Origin of the sequence: Myxococcus sp. MxC21-1, assembly GCF_032612255.1 — a bacterium.
GTDB lineage: Bacteria > Myxococcota > Myxococcia > Myxococcales > Myxococcaceae > Myxococcus > Myxococcus virescens.
On the sequence record NZ_CP123278.1, the window covers coordinates 7,022,658 to 7,044,033 of the forward strand.

Here is a 21,376-nt window from a genome sequence, read left to right on the forward strand (position 1 = left end):
GGCCCCGGCGGACATTGGGACTACGTTTCCTCGGGCTCGGTGCACTCGGGAGGGAAGCCATCCTGCCCCCCCGGAAGCCCGCAGGGCCCGGTGGGCTCGAGCTGCGTTCCTGCCGGGCAGGTGAAGCCCGAATGGTAGAACGTGACGGGGTACGTGGCCTCGTTCGACTCGGTCGACTTGCCGTTGACGGTCTTGCCGATCAGCTTCAGCCGAACGACAACGCTTACGGGCGCAGTGCCGCCACCGCCGAAATAGGCGGCGAGGTCAGCGCTCGCATTGGCCCCCAGCAGATCCAGGACCGCGCTGCTGCTCTGCGTCGCGTTCGCTGGCAGGTTGAAATAGTAGGGGTAGACGTCACTCCTGAGCGTCGGCCCCGTGCCTTGCGTTTCGTAGTTCAACTCGACGTTGTTGACGTAGATGGAAGACTCGTCGCCACCGCCTGTAACGGGGGCTTCACCAACGACGACCTCCTGAGCCGAGAGGCTGTTCCGGACCTGGAATGCAGCCAGGTAACGGCCCGACGTCGAGAGGTCCAGTGACCCACCAGGACTGGCGACCCCGGACTGGTTGACCGCACAGCTACCATCCGGAATGAACGCGTTGAAAAGCTGGATGTCCGGAGCACTGTCAACGCATCCAGTCATGGCCAGTGCCAACGGCACCGCGAGATAGAAGTTCTTCATGAGCGAACGCTCTCCTGCAAGAGGACGCAAGGGAAACCCTTACAGAGTCTGCGCAATGGTCTGCCGGTTGAGAATGCGGGGCGTGATGAAGATGAGCAGTTCCTGCCGGGTGTCGACCTCCGAGTTGTTCTTGAAGAGCAATCCCAGCACCGGGATCCTCGACAGGAACGGCACCGCGTTGACCTGCGTCGCACCGCGGCGGACATAGATGCCACCGATGACCGTCGTGTCTCCATCCTTCACCAGCACCTGGGTGTTGGCTTCCTTGCGCTGAATGGAAGGCTGACCGTTGGCACCCGTGCTGGACGGGTCAGGCTGGTTGTTGGACGCGTTGATGGACATCAGAACGCTGCCGTCCTGCGTGATGTGCGGCGTCACTTCCAGCGACAACCGCGCCTCCACGAACGTGGTGTTCACACCTTGCGCCGACGTCTGGCTGAAGGGAATGGACACACCCTGGCTGATGCGCGCGGTGTTGTTGTCGAGCGTCGTCACCTTCGGTGCGGAAATGGTCTTCACCGTACCTTCGTTCTCCGCGGCGGACAGGCGCAGGTTCAGCTGAAGCGCACCACCCGCGGAGCCGAACGTGAAGCCCATGGCACCACCGATGCCCTGACCGGTGCCCACCGGCAGGTTCACTGCGAAGTTCGGGTTGTCAGGAAGGCCTGCGGCTGAACCCGCCACACCACCGGTGACAGCCAGGTTGTTGGGAAAAATCAGGCCCGTAGCATTTCCCGTGGCCTGTCCCGCGCGAGCCTGACCACCCCACTGAACGCCCAGGGACCGGCTGAAGGTGGTGTTCGCCTCCACAATGCGGCTCTCGATGAGAACCTGTGGCGTCTGCGTATCCAGGCTCCGAACCAGTGAGCGTGCCCGCTCGGTGTTCGAGCGCACATCCTTGACGATGAGAACGTTGGTCCGCTGATCCACCGTCACCGACCCACGCTCGCTCAGCACATCCTTCACCCGAGCCGCCATCTCACTGGCCACCGCGTAGTTGACGGGAATGAGGTTGACCATCAGGTCTTCCTGCTGCTGGAGCGACTTCTTGCGCTCCTGGCGCAGCCGGGCCTCCTCCTCCAAGGTCTTGAGCGGAGCAATCCGGATGATGTTTCCAAACTCTTCCTTACCCAGCGCCTTGGTGCGCAGCACGAGGTCCAGGGCCTGGTCCCAGGGAACATTGCGCAGCCGGATGGTCACCTTGCCACTCACGTCGTCGGCGACCACGATGTTCTTCTTCGAAATCTCGGCGATGACACGCAGGAGGTTCTGGATGTCGATGTCCTTGAACTCAAAGGACACGCGCTTTCCACGGTAGCGGGCTTGCTGCGGTGCGCCTTCAGCGGCGTATGCCGGTGCCTCCGTGGTGAAGCCCGCGGTCCGCTGAGCGACCGCGACCTCTTCCGTCTTCACGCCCTTCACGTCGAGGCGCCACGTCAACGTGCTCCCACTCTGGGAGACCTTCTCTTCGATGGCACCGTCGGCGGCGACCACCAGCCGCACCTTGCTGCCCTCACCCGGCACGCTGAAGGCGCTGATCATCTTCACCGGCGTCTCCAACGCGCTGGTGTCGAGGCTCCTCTCGAGCTTCTTGGGCAGACGGGCACTGTCCAGCGTCAACACCGCGCTGCGAGGGTCCGGCCGATCGACTTTCCATGCCGCGGTACCCGACAGCTTCATCACGACACGGCCGCCAGCGCTGCTCTCTTCGAAACGGAGGTCCTTCACCTCCACCAGGGAAGAGGACTCGGCTTTCACCGGAGCCGGGCGAAGCGGCTCGACCTCCGCAACGGACGCAATAGCCTCCTCCGCAGCAGGCACCGGAGCGGCCTTGCGGGCCACCGCGCTACCAAGCACCACCTCGAGGCCGCGGCTGGCGCGGTCGACGCGATAGGCAGGCATCGTCCCGCGGACGTCGAGGACCAGGCGCACCTTGTCGGAGTGCGCGCCCACGCGGACCTCGCGCAGAGCGCCCGAGTTCACCCGCGGCGCACGAGTCGCCAGCCCCACGCCAAACAGGTCTACGGCGAGCCGAGGCGGATCTGCGAGTTCGAGGACCTCGTACCGGGCAATCTCACCATCCGCCCGGATTCGAAGCGTATCGTTGGCAAACGACATGGCGGTGATGCGTTGAGCCGGGTTCGCAACCTCGCGCTCATCCGCTTCCGCGGCCACGACGTTCTCGGGCAGCGCCGCCTTGGCGACCACGGCATTGGCCCGCTTCGTCTCCGACGGAGCGGACGCCATGGCAACACTCGGCTTCGCGTCCACGGAGTTCACGCTCGGCTTTGCCGGGGCCTCCGCACGCTGTTCCGCCGCAGCGGCGGGAACAACCTGAGATGCACCGTCCACCGAGATGACCACCCGGTTGCCGTCCGCACGAACGTCGTACTGAGAGGCCTTGTCGAGCGCCAGCAGCACCCGGCCCACGCTCGCGCGCGCATCCGAGAACTGGGAAGCAACGACCCCGGAAACGGGTCCCGAACCATCGTGGTGGCCCTTGATCCCCGTCGCATCCGCCGACGAGAGGTCCACCACCAGGCGCTCCGGCCCACTCAGCCGGAAGACGGTGAAGGTGGGTGGCCGGGTGCCGGTCACCACCACTTGGGCACCCGAGCCCGTGCGGGACACGTCCAGTCCCCGCAGCGTATTCAGCTCGGCGCCATGCACCCTGGCGCCCACAAGAACGACCGCCAACGCGGTCGCCAAACTCCACTTGCCCCTCGTCACAGCGCTCTCCTCGAGCATGCGTCCCCTCAACAAGTTGGAAGCGGGCCACCGCCCGCGGGAGCGCCTTGGAGGGCGCTACTCTCCGAAGTTCCTGCCCGTCATCATGTTGTAGGCGGGGTCCTGCTTCGCATCAGGCTTCAGCTGCAACATCACCGGATTCTTGATGATCTCGCCGTTGCCCGAGAACACCTCTGTCACCGTTACCGAGTCACGGAGGATCTGCGTCACCTTGCCGCCCTGACGCCCCATCCGGGTGTTACGACGCACGATGTGCCCACGCCCTGCCGGGTCCTCGACCATCGCCATCGGACTGGCATCCCCCGTGACGACAGCCACAAGCTTCAGCTGGTCCAGATCGAAAGCGCAAAGTGGCTCGTTGCAAGCAGAGACCGGGTTCGCGTTCACCGGGCCAATGTCTTCGATGGGGCTCCGGAACGGGTCACGCTTTCCCACCGGATTGTACGTGTAGGTAGCCGCCGGAAGCTGCTGAGCCATGACCTCCGGCGTGACGGCCTTCACCGGCGCGGGTACTGCAGCCTTGGGCTTCGCGGCCGCGGGCGCCGGAGGGGGCGCCTCGTCGCAGGCAGCAAGCGCCAAGGCGAGCATTGCGGTGGTCATGGTGGCCTTGAACGTCTTCATCCTCAATCCCCTTGTCGCCCTACTTCTTGGGCGGATCAAGTTTCTATTTCTTCGCCTTGACGTTCTGGGTCTTCGCGGCAGCCGCGGGAACGCTCTTCTGGTCCACGAACCGGAACGTCGTGGCCAGGAAGCTGCTCTGGAGGACGACCTTCTCGTTCTTGAGCGCAGCCGAATCGAGCTTGATGTTGTTGACGTTGACGATGCGGCGCATGTTCGCCATCTCCTGAAGGAAGAGGGCAATCTCGTGGTAGTTGCCGTTCACCGTCATCTTGATGGGGATGCGCGCGAAGAACTCCCCGCCCCCGACGGACTCCTTGTCAGGCGTCACGCTGGAGATTTCCAGGCCGCTCTTCTTCCCGATGTCGTTGATCTGCGCGAGCAACTCTTCGATGTCACGCTGCTCAGGCAGCTCGGTCAGGGCCTCCGAGAGCTTCTGCTCGAGGACATCCATCTCTCGCCGACGCTCGTTGAGGTTCTGAGCGATCTCACTCTTGTCTGCCAGTTCCATGTCCAGCTTCCGGCGCTGGGCGATGGTGGCCTCGATGGCCTGTTCCGTCGGCTGGATGACCATGAAGAAGTTGGCGGCAGTGAGCATGACGACGGCGGCAGCCAACCCACCGAACTTGATGGCCGGTGGCGCCTTGACGAATTGATCCAGGTACTTGTCCATGGCGAGCGGCCTTCTTCAGATGGCGTAGTTGGACTTCAGTGTGATCTTGAAATCGACCAGCACAGGCATACCGGCCTGCGTCGCCTTGGTCTGCGTGGCGTTCTTCAAGTCGATGTTCGTGAAGAATGGCGTGACCTGCGCATCCGGGAACTCTTCGATGGTCGCTTCCGCGGTCAGCAATTCCACTCGCGAGGTCTTGGTCTCGCGCCGCCGGTCCACCAGGCGGCCCATGCCTTTGGGCGTCCAAACAACGCTGTTGAGCCCCCGCATGAACTCCGCGACCTCATCGTGGCTCACCGCGGAACCGTCGATGGCCACTGCGTTGTTGGTTTCAGCGAAGGTCCTCACCCACACCTTCTTCGGCGTGGCGGACGCGAGCGCGTCCATCATGCGAACGGGGCCGTTGCGGCCCTTGCGCAGCGAATCCAGCACGGCCAACTTCTTCTCCACCTCGGCCTTGCGGGTGTTGATGTTCTTCACCTCGCCGATGATCTTCTCGAGCTCGGCGATCTTGGCCTTGGCCGCCGCGACGCTCTGCTGATGCGTCACGAGCTCACTCTCCCGGTTGTCGTACCAGAGGTAGTTGGCAACCCCAGCGCCAATCAGGACCACCGCGAAGAGGACCAGCACCTGCCGGCCCATCTCGCGCTTCTTCACCGCCCGGACGGGCAGCAGGTTGATGCGAATCATCATGTGCGTCGTCTCCAGTGGGTGGTCCGGTCAGGCCAGCTTGTCGCCCGGGCGCCGGAGCGCCAATCCCACGGCCACCGCGGCCATGGGCGCCACGTCCATGATGAACGCGGGGTCGAACTTCCGGTTGTCCACTTCAATCTTGCGGAAGGGGTTGAGGATCTCCACCGGCACGCCCGTACGAGCTTCGATGGTCTTGAACAGCGCGGGAATCTTCGCCGTGCCGCCCGACAGATAGACCTTGCTGAAGTTCGAGTCGGCGGCGGTACCTGCGTAGAAGTCGAGCGAGCGCTGGATTTCACCCGCGACCTGTTCCGCCACGCTGGAGAGCACTCGCTCCACGTCCTGGGGCACAACGGCGTCCGCGTCCGCGCCGTTGCCACCAATTTTCAGCGCCTCGGCTTCCTCGTAGGAGACGTTCAGCTGCTTCTGGATCTCCTCGGTGAACTGATTGCCACCAATGGTGACGTCGCGCGTGAACACCGTCGCGCCGTTGGAGATGATGTTGATGTTCACCACCGAGGCGCCCGCGTTGATGAGCACCACCGTCTCGCGGTCCGGCACGTCGTAGTTGACGGAGAACATGTTCTGGACGGCGAAGGCGTCCACGTCCACCACCACCGGAGCCAGGCCCGCCTCGGAGACCACCGTGGTGTAGTCGTTGATCATGTCCTTCTTGGCGGCCACCAGCAGCACGTCCATCTGGCCCGTGGCGTCGTTGCCGCCGCCATCCAGGATCTGCGTATCGATGTTCACGTCCTTCACATCGAACGGGATGTACTGCTCCGCCTCCCACTGGATGCTCTCCTCGAGCTCGTCCTGGGACATGCGGGGCATCTGAATCTTCTTGATGATGACCGAGTGGCCGGACACGCCGATGGCCACGTCCTTGCCCTTCACCTTCAGCTCGGACATCAGGTCCTGTACGGCCTGGACGATGGCCGTGGAGTTCATCAGCGCGCCGTCGACGATGGCCTCTGGCGGCAGTGGCTTCATCCCGAAGCTCTGCAGCGCGTAGATGACCTCGCCACGCTTGCGCTGCTCCTTGAGGAGAATCATCTTGATGGACGTCGATCCGATATCCAGGCCGAGTACCAGTTTGCCCTTCGCCATGCGTGACTCCGTCGAGAGGCAGCCAGCGTAGCACTGGCCGTCAACCCCTCCTAAAAAGTGCCTGGAACCCGCCTGCCCTCCGGACGAACGGGAGCCTCGCACCACCTACAGCGCCGGGCCCCTCAACACCGTCGCGGAGGCCCGATTTTCCGGCCTCCGGCGCGTTCCGTCAAATGTCGGCAGGTGGGCCCAGGTTCCAGACCGCCCCCGCAGCTCACCCACGCTCCGCCTCCGCGTCCGGATCGATGCCGTACTCCTTGATTTTGTAGAGGAGCGCCCGGTGGCTGATGTCCAGCAACTCAGCGGCCCGGGTGCGGTTGCCCTTCGTCTTCCGGAGGGCGGCCCGGATGTAGGTCTCCTCCAGCTCCCGGATGGCGCGTTTGAGCGACAGGTCGCCACCACCCTGTAGCACCTGCTCCCCTTGAGGCATCGCCTCCTGGGCCCCAGGTGGGGGCGTGGCCCACAGCCTTTCGGGCAGGTTCGCCGGGAGGATGAGCGGCTCGTCCGCCAGCAATACGGCACGCTCCATGGCGTTTTCCAGTTCGCGAACGTTTCCCGGCCACGCGTACGACTGCAGGAGCGCTTCGGCCTCCGCGGTGAGCCCCGCAACGGGAGGCTCGCGGTTCAACTCGCGGTTGAAGCGGGAGATGAAGGCCCGGGCCAGCAGCGGAACATCCTCACGCCGCTCCCTCAGAGGTGGGACGCGAAGGTTCACCACGTTGAGGCGGTAGTACAGGTCCTCGCGGAACTCCCCCTTCGCCACCAGGCGGGACAGGTCGCGCAGTGTTGCAGCCACCACTCTCACGTTCACCTTCTCGACGCGGTTCTCCCCTACCGGACGGATTTCCCCCTCTTGGAGGACGCGCAGCAGCTTCACCTGGGCAGCCAGAGGGAGCTCTCCTACTTCATCCAGGAAGAGGGTGCCCCCATCCGCCTCCGCGAAGAGGCCTCGCTTGGCGGTGCGCGCGTCCGTGAAGGCGCCCTTCGCGTGACCGAACAGCTCGCTCTCGATGAGCCCGGAAGGAATGGCGCCACAGTTGACCGCCACGAACGACATGGGCGCGCGGGGACTGCGCACGTGGAGCTCCCTCGCGATGAGTTCCTTGCCCGTGCCGCTCTCGCCACTGATGAGGACGGTGGTGTCCACCGGTGCGAGCCGCGCTACCTGACGCAACAGTGCGTGCAGCGCGGGGCTCTCTCCCAGAATGTGCCCGTCGGGTGTTGACGGCAGCTTGGCCTGCTTCAGCCGCCGGTTCTCGCGGACCAGCCTCTCCCGCTCCTCTGCCTTTCGGAGGACGAGGACGATTTCGTCCGGCTTGAAGGGTTTCTGGACGTAGTCGAATGCGCCGGCGGCGACGGCCTGGAGTGCCTGTTCCTGGGAGCCATAGGCGCTCATCACCACCGCGGTGATCGCCGGGTGTGCCACCAACGCTTCACGCAGGACCGAGAGTCCGTCCTTCCTCGGCATGCGCACGTCACACAGGAGCACGTCGTAGTCACGAGCGGCGAGCTCCTTCAGCGCGTCCTCGCCATCGGCCACCGCGCGCACCTCATAGCCGTGGCCGGTAAGCACCAACGTAAGGATGTGCCGGATGGAAGGCTCATCATCGGCGACGAGAATGGTGCGGAACAGGGGCATGGCCGTCTACGCGTATCATCCCCCACACAAGAAGGGGCCGATAGCTCCTGACCGGCACAGCCACTCCTTTTCCTCAGGGTACGGGCAAGCACACGGTGAAGCGGGCTCCACCACCCGGGACGTTCTCCGCTTCGAGCCAGCCCCCCATGACTTGCGCCAGCCGCTGAGACACCGCCAGTCCCAGTCCCGTTCCTTCGCGCCCCTTGGTCGTGAAGAAGGGCTCGAACAGGCGTGGCATCACGTCCTCAGGGATGCCTGTGCCAGAATCCTCCACGAGCAACCGGACCTCGCCAGCCGCGCTCCGCGTGGAAACCCGTACGCGCCCCTGCCCCCCCATGGCCTGGGCGGCGTTGAGCAGCAGGTTGATGACGATCTGCGAGAGCGGTCCGGGATCCGCCCTGGCGAGCAACCCGGGCTCCAACGCCAGATCCACGGTCACCCCCGTCAGCTCCGGTGCGGCGCGTACCAGGCGCACGCAGGTCTCCACCACTGCGGCAATATCCACTGGGCCCAGCGCGGCCGTACCGGGGCGCCCCAGGTCCAACAAGCCCCGGATGATGCGGTCGATGCGCTGCACCTCGTGGTCGATGCGCTCGAGGAAGTCCTTCAGCTCGGGCGTATCCGCCTTGGCCCGGGCCAAGGACACGTAACCGAGGATTCCTGCCAGGGGGTTGCCCACCTCGTGCGCGACGCCGGCCGCCAAGCGGCCGACTGTCGCCAAACGCTCCGAGGCCACCAACTCCGTCTGAGTACGAGCCAACTGCGCGTTGGACTCACGGAGTGACGCCATCTGTGCGCGCGTGAGCGCCTGCTCCTCACGGAGCGCCTCGGCCATCCGATTCAGCGCGCGTTGGATGCGGGATACCAGCGTACCGCCCTGAGTCGGAACCAGGTGCGGCTCCCACTCCAACCGCCCGAATTGCTCGACCGCCGCCTCCGTGCGGCGCAAGGGGCGTCCCACCATCAGGTCCAACACCACGTAGGTGAGGACCGTCAACGCAACCAGGTCCAGCCCCAACACCCAGGGAAGGATGCTTCGCACCCGCGACAAAGCCTCGTCCTCCGCGCTCCCTTCGGGCACCCAGCGACGGAGCGCGTCCAGCAGACGGAGGAGCACTGGCTGCACGGACAACCAGGTGAGCCCCGACGACAGGGAGCCCAACAGGAACGCGACGCTGGCAATCCGCCACTTCATCGCATCCCCGCTCCCGTCATGGCAGGCCGCCCAGCATCATGGCGATGTCCGCGGGCAGGACACGTGACAGCCAGGGCCCCAGCAGCAGGAGCTCCAGCCCCGCGAGGGCCAGCCACGGCCCGAAGGGAATGCTGGTGCGCTCGGGAACCCATTCTTCCTCTTCTCCCGCCTCGTCCAAAGGGGCGTCGGGGATGGGCTGAACCAGGATGCACAAGGGGACCAGCAACAATCGCTTCCAGAGCGGGAGACCTGGCCGCATGAACTCCCAGGTCATCGTGAGCGGGGGAAGTTTCCCCTCGGGTTCCTCCTGCGCGCCCTCAGCACGAGGCCCCGCCCGCCCCGTCAGCAGCAGCATCAGGATGCCCACCACGGCCCCTTGCATGGAGGCGAACAAGAGGACCCCCAGCAGCGCGCGCCACGTCAGGAACGCCCCCAGCATGGCAACGAGGTACTTGTCCCCCGCGCCCAGGGCTTCCCGCCGGAATACCCTCCACCCCACGTACTCCATCAGCCGGAACGAAAGAAAACCCACCGCTGCGCCAATCAGCGCGTCACGGAAGGCCTCCATCCCCAGTGGGAGCGAGAGGACGAGCCCCGCCAGCATGCCCGACACCGTCATGGACAGCGGCAGTATCCAGTGGTCCAGGTCGATGAAGGCGAGCGGCACCAGCAGCGACACGAGCACCAACGCCGGAACCAACTCGTACGTCCAGCCAAAGCGGCGCAGGCAAGCGAAGTAGAGAAGCCCTGTCAGCAGCTCCACCAGCGGGTAGCGCACGGAGATGGGTGCGGCACAGCCGCGACAACGCGCCCGCAGTGCCAGCCAGGACAGCAGCGGGATGTTCTCGTACCAGGCCAGGACGTGCCCGCACCTGGGGCAGCGCGAACGCGGGCGAACGATGCTCTGGTCCAGCGGAACCCGGGCGATGACGACGTTGAGGAAGCTGCCCACGCACAAGCCGAGCACGAACAGGAACACGGCGAACAGGGGCCCCAAGTATCCCGGCAGGGAGGAATGCGTCACAGGGGACGCATCCTACCCGAGCTTCAGCGGAAGTCGCGCCGCTCGAACACAATCGCCGCGAGCACGCAGAACAGCGCACCCCATCCCAAAGCGTAGAGGGTGGCCGTCCCCAACTCAGCCGCCGTCACCTCGATGGCATAGGTGGCGCGCGGCCGGAAGTTCAGCCGCTCCAGGTTGGGCAGCGCGTAGTAGGTGCCTTTGCTGATCCACTGCACGAACTCGGCCTTCGACTTCACCCCGAGGTTGTAGATGTCCGAGCAGAGATGGCCGGCGAAGTACAACCCCGTTGTCACCAGAGCGGAGACGAGCTGGCTGGCGAAGGTCGACATCAGGAAACCAGCGCTGGTGAGGACGAACAGCTCTAGATAGAGCCCCCAGAGAGCAGCCATCTGAGGCTGGGTGATGGGCGAACGGTGCAGGACGAGTTCGATCCAGAACAGCAGCGTCATGGCCACCAGCAGCACGCCCAGGGTGAGCATGTTGCCCGCAAGCCGGGCCAACAGGAACCGGGTCCGAGACAGCGGCTTGGACACCATCAAGAAGATGGTCCGCCGCTCGATTTCACGGCTGATGAGTCCTGACGACAGATAGATGGCGAGGAAGACCAGGAGCAGGCTCATCACCCCGAGGCCAAAATCAGTCACCACCCTGTCGAAGGTGCTGACGGTGACCTCGGTGATGAGGGTGGTCGCGAACAGCAGCAGGAGCGCGAAGGCCGCGACCAGTACCGTTACCCGATTGCGGCGCGCCTCGCGAAACCCGTTCCACGCCATGGCGGCGAAGGCCCCCATCACTGAATCTCCCCCCCCACTGTCTGCCCACCCGCTTGCTTCATCGCGTCCAGGAAGAGGTCCTCCAAGGAGAACCGCGCGGGCTGCACCCGACTGACGCGACCTCCCTTGCTGATGACGGCTTGAAGCAGGCCGTGCGAATCGGAATCCGGAACTCTCAACAGGACGCGGCTGTCCAGTTGCTGAGCCTGCTCATACGCGAAGCCCAACGACTGAAGCTGCTCCAGCGGAAGCCCGTGCACCACCATCTCCACGGAGGGTGCTTTCGCGGACACCAACTCCTGCACACTCCCCTCCTGGACACGCCGCCCTCCCACCAGCACCACGACGCGGTCACAAAGCGATTCGACGTCGGAGATGATGTGGGTACAGAAGAGGATGGTCGTCCCCTTCTCTCGCTCTGACAGGATGAGGTCACGCATCTGCCTGCGGCCTAGCGGATCCAACCCGGAAGTCGGTTCATCCAGAATCAGCAAGCGAGGCCCACTAATGAGCGCCTGCGCCAGCGCGGTGCGCTGCACCATCCCCTTGGAGTAGCGGCGAATCTGCAGGTCGGACGCTCGGCCCATCCCCACCTCGCCGAGTACTCTTTCCACGCGCTGGTCGAGTTCATGGCCACTCAGCCCGAAGATGCGCCCAGCGAGGGTCACGAACTCCCGCCCGGTGAGGTACTCGTAAAGCGAGGGGTTCTCAGGAAGGAAGCCCACCTGACGCCGCACATGCGGCCGGTCCGGCGATTCACCGAAGAGCAGCGCCTGCCCTTGGGTCGCTCGAACCAGCCCCATGAGGATCTTGATGGTCGTGGACTTGCCCGCGCCGTTGGGCCCTAGCAACCCGTAGACCTGTCCCGGCGCAATCTCCAGGTCGAGCCCCTGGAGCGCCCTCACCTGCTTGTTGAGAAAGAAGCCCACCCTATACGTCTTCGACAATCCTCGGACGGACACAGGCAGATTCGAATCAGCGGCAGCCGCGGTCGTCATCGCAACTCCTCCCCGTCTTCGAGCTGGATGCCACCCGCCGCAAGGTCTTCCTTCAACTCATCCTTCTTCGCCTGGTCGTACATCTCCAACCTATAGAGTCCCGAAGTAGAACGTGCGCGCCCCTTCCTGTCGATGAAGAACTGTCCCTCCAACGGGTCCACGGGCATCTGCTTCAAATATCCCGCGCTGACCAGCATAGAGACCTTCTTCGGTCGCTCACCGCGCTCCTTTTCGTAGGCGTCAATGGCGCCATCTATCTGCGTGAGGACCCGCTCCCGCAGGATTTCCTTGATACGGTGCTCATAAAACGCCCGCGACTCTTCATCCTCCGCGCCGTCGCGCAGCATCTCCGCCATTTGCAGGCCTGTGTCGAAGTTGCCAGCCTGTGCGTAGAGCCGAGTCGCGAGCTGAAGCAGGTAAGGCGGCGTATCGGGAAACGTCGACATGCGCATAAGCAGGTCGGCGGCAGCCGCGTGGTCACCGTCATAAGTCATCTTGTTATAGGCAAGCTGGAACAGGAAGCGGCGGTCGTCCGGGAAAGCGGTCAGCCCCTTGGTGAGCAGTTGGGACGACAGGTCCACGTTCACCCACTGTTCCCGCCCCAGGTTGAAGGGGGTCGTAATCGCGCCCCATTCGTAGACGTACCTGAACTTCGCATCGAGGTCCGTCGCCAGGTCGGCATAGAAGTACACGTCCCGATACTCCGTGGCCGTGTTCGCCCGCCCCACCTGCTGGATGGCTTGAAGCCAGTAGAAATCTGCCAGAAGCGTCTTCTGCGCCGCTCCGACGATTTCAAGAAGCTCCCTGCGAGGCAGAATGGGGCCATCCTGAGTCCGCAAAGGCTTGGCCGGCTTCTCCGCCATCAACGCGATGGAGCACACAGCCAGGACCAGCACCACGATCCGCGTGAGTAACATGAGGTTCCAGAACGGCGAAAGGCCGCCCCCCTATTGGAAGGCGGCCCGAAGAACAGTGGCTCAACCACCGCTCATTCCGCAGCAAGCGAGACTAGTCGTCGCAAGACACGTCGTTGTTGTCGTTGTAGGGCGTGCCGGAGGAAACGGCGCTCTCCTCGGAGCAGGCGGACAGCGCGCCCGTGGCCTCGAAGCCAGCGATCACCCAGTTGTCCAGGCCCGCCTCATTGTCGGCGTTGCCCGACGCACCGGCGAGGAAGTTGCAGTTCGGGCAGTCCTGCTGAACGCCGAAGACGGTACCATCCCAGCCGCCCGCCGCCGTGTAGTTCGCCACGGCGAAATTCGGCGCAGCAACGGTGCCACCAAAGCGGAACGCATCGTAGGAGATGGACTCGATGCCACCGGCGGCATTCCCCAGGACGGCCTGGTCACGGAGCTCCGCGACACCGCCGGCACCCACGCTGATGATGTAGCCGTAGCGGTTACCACGCTCGGGCGAGAAGCCGATCTCGTTGCCGAAGTTGGAGTAGCGGTCCTTCTCGGAGAAAAACGATTTCTGCGCCGTGTACAGCGCCTTGAGGTTCGTCTTCGCCTCGGACTGCTTCGAGCGAGCCTGGAACTTGATGAAGTTCGGGATGGCGATGGCAGCCAGGATGCCGATGATGGCGACCACGATCATGAGCTCGATGAGCGTGAAGCCACGGTTGCGGGGGTTGAATCGCGAGACGCGCATGGGGGTCCTCAAGGAAGGTTGCAACAGGGGGCACTGCGCCCGCGGATAGCGTTAGCACACGATGTGCCAGACCACTGCTACGCGCTAACACCGCTGAATTTCAAGAGTTGGAGAATCCTGCAACGCGATTCAGGTGCAGGGCTGACAAAATTCGGCAGCGCTGCTGACGAGAACTGTCGATCAGCCTACGCATCGGACGGCGGCCCGGCCTCCAAGTCATCCGTCAAGCCGTGCTTGGCCAGCCGGTACCGGAAAGAGCGGAAGGAGAGACCGAGGAGCTCGGCGGCCCGGGTCTTCACTCCACCCGCCTGCTTCATTGCCGCCAGCAAGTAGCGCCGCTCGCTCTCATCCAGATGGCGCTCCAGGTTGAAGCCAGCGCCAAGCCCTGGCTCGGTGCCCTCCGAAACGCGGGCAATGGGCTCCGCATCCCCTCGCACCGCTGGAGGTAACGTCGAAGGTCCAAGCAGGTCCGAGTCCGACAGCGTCGCGGCCCTCTCCACCATGTTCTGCAGCTGCCGCACGTTGCCGGGAAACGGATACCGCTCCAGCAGCGCCAGTGTTTCAGGCGCAAAACGCAGGCCCGGCCGGCCCAGTTCCTCCGTCATCCGAGAAAGGAAGTACCCCGCCAGCAGGGAGATATCTCCCGAGCGCTCGCGCAGTGGGGGCAACTCCACCGTAATCACATTGAGACGGTAGAAGAGGTCCTCCCGGAACCTCCCCGCCTTCACCTCCGCCTCAAGCCGCCGGTTCGTGGCCGCGATGACCCGCGCCTGGAAGGGAATCTCCGCCGCGCTGCCCACGGGCTTCACCTTTCGCTCCTGGAGCACCCGGAGCAGCTTCACCTGGGTGGCCAGTGGCATTTCCCCGACTTCATCCAACATGACCGTGCCGTCCCCCGCCGCGACCAACAGCCCCGAACGGTCATGGGTGGCGCCGGTGAATGCCCCCTTCACGTGCCCGAAGAGCTCGCTCTCGAGCGTCCCCTCGTTCAGCGCGGCACAGTTGAACGGCAGGAAGGGTCTCGCGGCCCGGCTCCCCCGCATGTGGATGGCACGCGCCACCAGCTCCTTGCCCGTACCGCTCTCCCCGGTTACCAGCACGGTGCTGCGCCCGGACGCCACTTTCTCCACCAGCGACCACACCGCCTGCATCCGGATGCTCTGCCCCACCGCGCCATCGAGCCCCGGAAAGAGTCGCGCACGAAGCCCGGTGTTCTCCTGTCGCAGCAACCGCTTCTCGAGCGCCTTCTGGACGAGGAGCCGCAACTCTTCGTTATCGAAGGGCTTGCAGATGTAGTCGTATGCGCCCTCGCGCATCGCCTCGACCGCGGCCGAGGGCGTTCCGTAGGCGGTGATGAGCACCACCTCTGGCGACGCAGGACGCGCGCGTGCGGCACGGAGCACGTCCAGCCCGCTGCCGGTTCCGAGCTTCAAATCCGAGATGACCAGATCCACCCCATCCAAGGCCAGCAGGTCGCACGCGGCCTTCACTCCGGCCACGCTCGTCACGGCATACCCCTCACGTTGAAGGAGCAGTTCGAGGTACTCGCGCATCGACAGCTCGTCGTCGACCACGAGGACGTGGCCGCGCGAACCCGCATCCCCTCCCTGCACCGCCGTCACAGCGGCAGCCCCACCACGAATTCGGTCCCCTCTTCAGGGGTGGAGCGCACACGGATGGAACCGCCATGTGCCCGAATGATGGAGTGCGCCGTGGACAACCCCAGTCCTGTGCCACCATCCCGCGTCGTGAAGAACGGCTCGAACAAGTGTCCCATCATCTCCTCCGTGATGCTCCCCCCCGAGTCCCAGATGCGGATTGTCGCCTCCTTCGCGTCTCGCGTCAGTGCCACTTTCACGTGGCCTCGCGGGCCAGCCGCTTGGAAGCCGTTGCGCACCAGGTTGATGAGCACCTGACGGAGCTGATCCGGGTCCACGGAGACCGCCATGGGCTCCGGTATGGCAACTTCGACCCGCACGTCCCGCGCCAATGGGTCCACGCGGAGCATGTCCACCGTCTCCTTCAACAAGGACGCCAGCGCCACTTGCTGGAGCACCGGCGTTGGCGGACGCGCGAAGCGAAGAAAGTCATCCACCAGGCGTGCCAGTCGGTCCGCCTCACGAATCAGGATGTTGGTGAGCTTCTGTCCCATTGCATCCTGCGCGTCCTGCGCCAGCAACTGCGCTGAGCCACGCATGGACGCGAGCGGGTTGCGCAGTTCGTGCGCGAGCTGCGCAGAGAGTGCGCCCAGACTCGCCAACCGGTCCGCACGCTTGAGGTCATCCTCCATCCGCCGGAGCTGAGTGAGGTCCTGGAACACCATGAGCAAGGCACCAGGCTCCCCATCCAGTGGCGTGACGGACAGGCCCAGAATGCGCCGCTTCAGCCCCTTGCCCACCACCAGCTCACTCCGAGGCGAGCGGGGAGCCAACCCGAGAACACCCGGCAGGAGCGCCTCCAAGTCCGTCCCCACAACCTGGGTGGCATCCACCTGGAGAATCAGACAGCCCGCGGGATTCACGTAGGTGATGCGTCGCCGCGCATCGCATGTCACGAGCCCCGACGGCATGGACGACAGAATCTGCTGCTGCAGTCGCCCCAGCTTCTGGAGGTCCGCCTCGCGAGCGGAAAGGGCGCCACCAGCCACCGAGAGCTGGCGAGACAAATAGCCCGCCAACACGGCGATGAGCACCAGTGCCAGTGCGTTGCTCCCCAGGACGAACATCACCCGGGTCGGAGGCATCAGCCCTCCAGGCACACTCCCAAGGAACCGGGCCCCCATGACCAACGTGGCGAAGCACAACACGGACGCCGCGGCAGCCCACAGCGCACCGCGCCGGTCCAAGACGACGGCCGCGCCAATGACCGACAGGCTGTAGAGGAACGTCAGGGGCGAGTCCGCGCCGCCGCTGAGGTAGACCAGCCCAGTGGCGATGACAACATCGCCAACAACCTGCACCCAGGCATCGAGCAGCCCACCACGCCCGCGCCGCAGCCTCAGCCCCACCACCAGCGTGGAGACGTACGCGCTGACGATGACTCCGAGCGACAGGGTGTCAGCCCCGCTCAGCTCCTGACTGGGCTGCAGGAGGAGCCGCGCAAGGGTGATGACGAGCGACAAGCTCGCGGCCACCGTGCGGAACAGCACCAGCCATACGAGCCGCGACCTGAACGCGTCCCCCGCCAGGGGGCGCCCTCCTACGACCACTGCGTTACTGGATGGCGCCGGCAAGCGAGAAGATGGGGAGGTACATGCCGATGAGGAAGCCACCGACCACGCCGCCGAGGAACACCATCAGCACGGGCTCAATCATCGCAGTGAGGCTGTTGATGGCCGCGTCCACTTCGTCGTCGTAGAAGTCGGCGATCTTGTTGAGCATGGTGTCCATGGCGCCGGTCGCCTCACCGACGCCGATCATCTGGACCACCATCGACGGGAACACCTTCGTCTCGGCCAGAGGCCCCGCGATGTTCTTGCCCTCGGCGATCTTCCCGCGGACGTAGATGATGGCGTCTTCCACCGTGCGGTTACCGGCCGTCTTCGCGGTAACGTCCAGCGCGTCCAGGATGGGCACGCCCGAGGAAATCATGGTCCCCAGCGTGCGGGTGAACCGGGCCACGGCCACCTTGCGGAGCACGGGGCCGAAGACGGGCATGAACAGGAACACCTTGTCCCAGAACTTCCGGCCACGCGGCTGGCGATAGCTCCACGTGAAGGACATCACCACCGCGGCAATTGAGCCAGCGGCATGGAAGAAGTACTCCTGCGCGAGGTGCGAGAAGTTCACGATCATCTGCGTCGGCCCCGGTAGCTCCGAGCCGAAGTCCGCGAACATCTTCTCGAAGACCGGCGTCACCTTCAGCAGCAGCACCGCCGTCACGCCGATGGCAACCAGGATGACGATGATCGGGTAGGTCATCGCACTCTTGACCTTGGACTTGAGCTTCTCGTTCTTCTCCCGGTACGCCGCGAGCCGGTTGAGGATGGCGTCGAGGATACCGCCCACCTCGCCTGCGGCGCAGAGCTGGACGTAGAGTTCGTCGAAGACCTTGGGGTGCTCCTTCAGTGCATCGGCGAAGGTGCTGCCCTGCTCCACCTTGCCCTTGATGGCGAACAGCACCTTCTTGAAGGCAGGATTGTCCATCTGGCTGGCCAGGATGTCGAGGCACTGCACCAGCGGGAGGCCGGCGTCGATCATCGTGGCGAACTGCCGGGTGAAGACGAGGATGTCCTTGCCTTCGACGCCGCCCAGGCCGGGGATGACGATATCCCCGTCCAGCAGGCCCTTCCTGCGCACCTTGACGGGGTTCAGCCCGAGGGACTTGAGGCGCGCGTTGACGGCCTCGACGTCCATCGCCTCCATCTCACCCTTTTTCGACTCCCCGCTCTTGGTCTTCGCCTCCCAGAGGAACTGGGCGGTGGCCTTCTTGGGAGTTGATGCCGACTTCACTGCTGGGGCTGCCATGAGCTGGACCTCCGCGGGTGCCGCGCCACTCTAACCGCTGATCTCCGAATCCCGGAACTAACGACCACCCGCTCCCCCGCCTGGCCGCTGCATTCCGGGCAGGGCCCCGCCGCCACCCGTGGCCAGGATGTTGCGCAACTCCTCCGCGTCGCTAGAACGTCCGAAGGCCTCATCCTGGGTGATGAGCCGCCGCAGCAGCAGCGCCGCCAGGGCCTGGTTGAAGGTCTGCATGCCGAACTTCGCCTGGCCGACCTGCATGGACGAGTAGATCTGGTGGACCTTGTCCTCGCGGATGAGGTTCCGGATTGCGGGGTTGGGCACCATCACCTCCAGCGCCAGGATGCGGCCGGGGCCGCCCGCCTTCGCCACCAGCGCCTGGCTCATCACGCCTTCCAGCACGAAGGACATCTGCGCGCGGACCTGCGGCTGCTGGTACGGCGGGAACACGTCCAGCACGCGGTTGATGGTCTGCACCGCGCTATTGGTGTGTAGCGTCGCGTAGCAGATGTGGCCTGTCTCCGCGATGGTGAGCGCGGCTTCAATCGTCTCCAGGTCACGGAGCTCACCGACGAGCACCACGTCCGGGTCCTGGCGGAGGATGTACTTGAGGGCCGTCTTGAAGTTCCGCGTGTCCGCCCCCACCTCGCGCTGATTCACGAGGCAGTTCTTGTGCGGGTGCAGGTACTCGATGGGGTCCTCGATGGTCATGATGTGCTCATGACGCTCGGTGTTGATCTTGTCGATCATCGAAGCCAGCGTGGTGGACTTGCCCGAACCCGTGGGGCCCGTCACCAGGATGAGCCCGCGGGGCTTCTTCACCAGCTCCGCCACCACCGGCGGCAGGCCCAGCTCCTGGAACGTCAAAATCTTGAAGGGAATGGTCCGGAACGCCGCGGCGACCGCGCCACGCTGCATGAAGATGTTGGCGCGGAAGCGCGACAGGCCCTTCACGCCGAAGGACAGGTCCAGCTCGTTGTCCTCTTCGAACTTGTGCTTCTGGGCGTCCGTGAGGATGGAGTAGCAGAGCTGCTTCGTCTCCACCGGGGTCAGCGGCGCCGTCTTCAAGGGAACGAGCTCGCCGTCGACGCGGAGCTGCGGCGGAGAGCCGGTGGTGACGTGGAGGTCGGAAGCGCCCTTCTCGACCATCGCCTTGAGGAGCTGGTGCAGGTTGGCCACGGGGGGATGTCCTTCGGGGGGAGTGCGGTGGGAGGAAGGTTGACTAGAAGCGGTCCGGGGCGGTGTTTCCCACCACCTCTTCCAACGTGGTGGCGCCGTCCATCATCTTGCGAAGACCGCTCATGCGCAGGCTGCTCATGCCCAGGCGGATGGCCTCCTGCTTCAGCTCCGCGGCGGAGGCGCCGTTGATGACCAGCTCCTTGAGGCCGTCCCAGAAGGGCATGACCTCGTAGATGGCCACGCGGCCGCGGTAGCCACGGTCGTTGCAGTCGCGGCAGCCGACCTTCTCGTACATCGTGAAGGTGCCAATCTTGTCCGGCGGAACACCGGCGTCGATGAGCGCCTGCTCGTCCACGTTCTCTGCCGGCTTCTTGCACGCCGGGCACAGACGGCGCGCCAGACGCTGGGCGAGGATGAGGTTGAGCGACGCCGTCACGAGGAACGGCTCGATGCCCATGTTGAGCAGACGGCTCACCGTACCCGGGGCGTCGTTGGTGTGCAGCGTGGAGAGCACCAGGTGGCCCGTGAGCGCCGCCTTCACGCCGATTTCCGCCGTCTCGAAGTCGCGGATCTCACCAATCATGATGATGTCCGGGTCCTGGCGGAGGAAGGAGCGCAGCGCTGCGGCGAAGTTCAGGCCGATGTCGTCATGCATCTGCACCTGATTGATGCCGGCGAAGTTGAACTCGACCGGGTCCTCCGCGGTGCAGATGTTGGTGTCCAGGCCGTTGAGGCTGGAGAGCGCCGAGTACAGCGTCGTCGTCTTGCCCGAGCCCGTGGGGCCCGTCACCAGCACCATGCCGTAGGGCCGGTCGATGGCCTCCTTGAACCAGGCCAGCGGCTGCGCGTCGAAGCCCAGCTTCGTCATGTCGAGTTGGAGGTTGCTCTTGTCGAGCAGACGCATCACGACCTTCTCGCCGAAGAGCGTGGGACACACGCTCACGCGGAAGTCCATCTCCTTGCCGCCGCCCATCTTGATCTTGATGCGGCCGTCCTGCGGCAGGCGCCGCTCGGAGATGTCCAGCGAGGCCATGATCTTCAAACGCGAGGTGATCGCGTTGCGCAGCTTCATCGGCGGGCGCATCACCTCGTACATCACACCGTCGATGCGGAAACGGACGCGGAAGTCCTTCTCGTAGGGCTCGACGTGGATATCGGACGCGCGCTTCTTGATGGCGTCCATGAGGATGAGATTCACCAGCTTGACCACGGGCGCGTCGTCCGCGGCCTTGGCCATCTCATCGATGTTCTCCGTCTCTTCCTTGGTGACCTCGATGTCGTCACCGACGTCGCCGACGATGTCCTCCAGCGACGGGCCCTTCTCCGCGTAGTAGCGCTCGATGGCCTCGCGGATGGAGACCTCGGAGGCGACCACCGTCTCGATGTTGTAGCCGGTGAGGAACTTCAGGTCGTCCACCGCGAAGATGTTGGACGGGTCGCACATGGCCACGATGAGCGACGGGCCCGCGCGGTTGACGGGCACCACCAGGTGCTTCTCCGCCACTTCCTTCGGCACCAGCTTGATGATGTCCGGCTCGACGTCGAAGTCCTTCAGGTTGATGGCCGGCACGCCGTATTGCTTGGAGAGGAAGTCGGTCAGCTTCGACTCCTCGATGGCGCCCGTCTTGACGAGCGCGGTGCCGATGCGCGTGCCGTTCTTCTGCTGCTCTTCCTGGGCCTTGCGCAGCTGCTGCACGGAGATGAGGTTCTCGCGAACCAGCAGTTCACCGAGTCGACCGGACATTCGTTGATGCCTCTTCCTTGAAGAAGAAAGAAGCGGGCGGGGGCCCGCCTCCGAGCTCAAAGACGCTGGAGCGGTGCCCGGGTGATCCTCACCCCATGGCACGGTTCCTGATTGCGAATTAGAGGGGAGCCGCGCGCGCGCGTCAAGGCGCCCTCGCCTGCTCCCCTGCTGTCACAAACCGTTGAACGG

Annotated in this window: 18 protein-coding genes; all 18 read right to left on the bottom strand. The window is 64.7% G+C overall.

Annotated elements, in window-relative coordinates; all coding sequences use genetic code 11:
- Nucleotides 1–20 precede the first annotated feature (20 nt).
- A complete protein-coding gene (locus tag QEG98_RS31225; RefSeq protein ID WP_316563888.1) occupies nt 21–683 on the bottom strand; it encodes a hypothetical protein in 663 nt (220 codons plus the stop codon).
- Nucleotides 684–722: 39 nt separating this feature from the next.
- Complete coding sequence (gene pilQ / locus QEG98_RS31230; protein ID WP_316563889.1) at nt 723–3,431, bottom strand: type IV pilus secretin PilQ; 2,709 nt, start codon at nt 3,429–3,431, stop codon at nt 723–725.
- Nucleotides 3,432–3,488: 57 nt separating this feature from the next.
- On the bottom strand, nt 3,489–4,052 hold the full coding sequence (locus tag QEG98_RS31235) for a pilus assembly protein PilP (protein ID WP_316563890.1): 564 nt from the start codon (nt 4,050–4,052) through the stop codon (nt 3,489–3,491).
- A 43-nt stretch (nt 4,053–4,095) separates the two neighbouring features.
- Nucleotides 4,096–4,722: a type 4a pilus biogenesis protein PilO gene (locus tag QEG98_RS31240; RefSeq protein ID WP_316563891.1), complete on the bottom strand. Its 627-nt coding sequence runs from the start codon at nt 4,720–4,722 to the stop codon at nt 4,096–4,098.
- Nucleotides 4,723–4,737: 15 nt separating this feature from the next.
- Complete coding sequence (locus QEG98_RS31245) at nt 4,738–5,415, bottom strand: PilN domain-containing protein (protein WP_316563892.1); 678 nt, start codon at nt 5,413–5,415, stop codon at nt 4,738–4,740.
- Between the two features lie 27 nt (nt 5,416–5,442).
- Nucleotides 5,443–6,525 carry a type IV pilus assembly protein PilM gene (gene pilM / locus QEG98_RS31250; protein WP_090490332.1) on the bottom strand — a complete coding sequence of 361 codons (1,083 nt, stop codon included), beginning with the start codon at nt 6,523–6,525 and terminating at the stop codon, nt 5,443–5,445.
- 214 nt (nt 6,526–6,739) lie between these two features.
- Entirely contained in the window at nt 6,740–8,164 is a 1,425-nt protein-coding gene (locus tag QEG98_RS31255; protein ID WP_316563893.1) for a sigma-54 dependent transcriptional regulator, read from the bottom strand.
- Nucleotides 8,165–8,237: 73 nt separating this feature from the next.
- On the bottom strand, nt 8,238–9,359 hold the full coding sequence (locus QEG98_RS31260; RefSeq protein ID WP_316563894.1) for a sensor histidine kinase: 1,122 nt from the start codon (nt 9,357–9,359) through the stop codon (nt 8,238–8,240).
- Nucleotides 9,360–9,375: 16 nt separating this feature from the next.
- Nucleotides 9,376–10,383 (bottom strand): prepilin peptidase, encoded by a 1,008-nt coding sequence (locus QEG98_RS31265; RefSeq protein WP_316563895.1) that lies wholly within the window; start codon nt 10,381–10,383, stop codon nt 9,376–9,378.
- 23 nt (nt 10,384–10,406) lie between these two features.
- Nucleotides 10,407–11,174: an ABC transporter permease gene (locus QEG98_RS31270; protein ID WP_316567993.1), complete on the bottom strand. Its 768-nt coding sequence runs from the start codon at nt 11,172–11,174 to the stop codon at nt 10,407–10,409.
- Complete coding sequence (locus QEG98_RS31275; protein ID WP_316563896.1) at nt 11,174–12,154, bottom strand: ABC transporter ATP-binding protein; 981 nt, start codon at nt 12,152–12,154, stop codon at nt 11,174–11,176. The genes QEG98_RS31270 and QEG98_RS31275 overlap by 1 nt, the downstream gene beginning before the upstream one ends.
- Complete coding sequence (locus QEG98_RS31280; protein ID WP_316563897.1) at nt 12,151–13,053, bottom strand: ABC transporter; 903 nt, start codon at nt 13,051–13,053, stop codon at nt 12,151–12,153. Before QEG98_RS31280 ends, QEG98_RS31275 begins: the two co-directional genes overlap by 4 nt.
- 109 nt (nt 13,054–13,162) lie before the next feature.
- On the bottom strand, nt 13,163–13,801 hold the full coding sequence (locus tag QEG98_RS31285) for a prepilin-type N-terminal cleavage/methylation domain-containing protein (RefSeq protein ID WP_140856695.1): 639 nt from the start codon (nt 13,799–13,801) through the stop codon (nt 13,163–13,165).
- 185 nt (nt 13,802–13,986) lie between these two features.
- A complete protein-coding gene (locus QEG98_RS31290; RefSeq protein ID WP_316563898.1) occupies nt 13,987–15,423 on the bottom strand; it encodes a sigma-54 dependent transcriptional regulator in 1,437 nt (478 codons plus the stop codon).
- Nucleotides 15,420–16,952, bottom strand: a complete 1,533-nt coding sequence (locus tag QEG98_RS31295; RefSeq protein ID WP_316567994.1) for a two-component system sensor histidine kinase NtrB — start codon at nt 16,950–16,952, stop codon at nt 15,420–15,422. Before QEG98_RS31295 ends, QEG98_RS31290 begins: the two co-directional genes overlap by 4 nt.
- Before the next feature lie 61 nt (nt 16,953–17,013).
- Entirely contained in the window at nt 17,014–18,267 is a 1,254-nt protein-coding gene (locus QEG98_RS31300) for a type II secretion system F family protein (RefSeq protein ID WP_316563899.1), read from the bottom strand.
- A 57-nt stretch (nt 18,268–18,324) separates the two neighbouring features.
- Entirely contained in the window at nt 18,325–19,443 is a 1,119-nt protein-coding gene (locus QEG98_RS31305; protein WP_011555738.1) for a type IV pilus twitching motility protein PilT, read from the bottom strand.
- Between the two features lie 43 nt (nt 19,444–19,486).
- Nucleotides 19,487–21,187 carry a type IV-A pilus assembly ATPase PilB gene (pilB, locus tag QEG98_RS31310; RefSeq protein ID WP_011555739.1) on the bottom strand — a complete coding sequence of 567 codons (1,701 nt, stop codon included), beginning with the start codon at nt 21,185–21,187 and terminating at the stop codon, nt 19,487–19,489.
- Nucleotides 21,188–21,376 lie beyond the last annotated feature (189 nt).

Bases quoted from the DNA above. Each gene is read 5' to 3' on its own strand.
- QEG98_RS31225 (WP_316563888.1), bottom strand. From the start codon at position 683: ATGAAGAACTTCTATCTCGCGGTGCCGTTGGCACTGGCCATGACTGGA.
- pilQ (WP_316563889.1), bottom strand. From the start codon at position 3,431: ATGCTCGAGGAGAGCGCTGTGACGAGGGGCAAGTGGAGTTTGGCGACC.
- QEG98_RS31235 (WP_316563890.1), bottom strand. From the start codon at position 4,052: ATGAAGACGTTCAAGGCCACCATGACCACCGCAATGCTCGCCTTGGCG.
- QEG98_RS31240 (WP_316563891.1), bottom strand. From the start codon at position 4,722: ATGGACAAGTACCTGGATCAATTCGTCAAGGCGCCACCGGCCATCAAG.
- QEG98_RS31245 (WP_316563892.1), bottom strand. From the start codon at position 5,415: ATGATGATTCGCATCAACCTGCTGCCCGTCCGGGCGGTGAAGAAGCGC.
- pilM (WP_090490332.1), bottom strand. From the start codon at position 6,525: ATGGCGAAGGGCAAACTGGTACTCGGCCTGGATATCGGATCGACGTCC.
- QEG98_RS31255 (WP_316563893.1), bottom strand. From the start codon at position 8,164: ATGCCCCTGTTCCGCACCATTCTCGTCGCCGATGATGAGCCTTCCATC.
- QEG98_RS31260 (WP_316563894.1), bottom strand. From the start codon at position 9,359: ATGAAGTGGCGGATTGCCAGCGTCGCGTTCCTGTTGGGCTCCCTGTCG.
- QEG98_RS31270 (WP_316567993.1), bottom strand. From the start codon at position 11,174: ATGGGGGCCTTCGCCGCCATGGCGTGGAACGGGTTTCGCGAGGCGCGC.
- QEG98_RS31275 (WP_316563896.1), bottom strand. From the start codon at position 12,154: ATGACGACCGCGGCTGCCGCTGATTCGAATCTGCCTGTGTCCGTCCGA.
- QEG98_RS31285 (WP_140856695.1), bottom strand. From the start codon at position 13,801: ATGCGCGTCTCGCGATTCAACCCCCGCAACCGTGGCTTCACGCTCATC.
- QEG98_RS31300 (WP_316563899.1), bottom strand. From the start codon at position 18,267: ATGGCAGCCCCAGCAGTGAAGTCGGCATCAACTCCCAAGAAGGCCACC.
- pilB (WP_011555739.1), bottom strand. From the start codon at position 21,187: ATGTCCGGTCGACTCGGTGAACTGCTGGTTCGCGAGAACCTCATCTCC.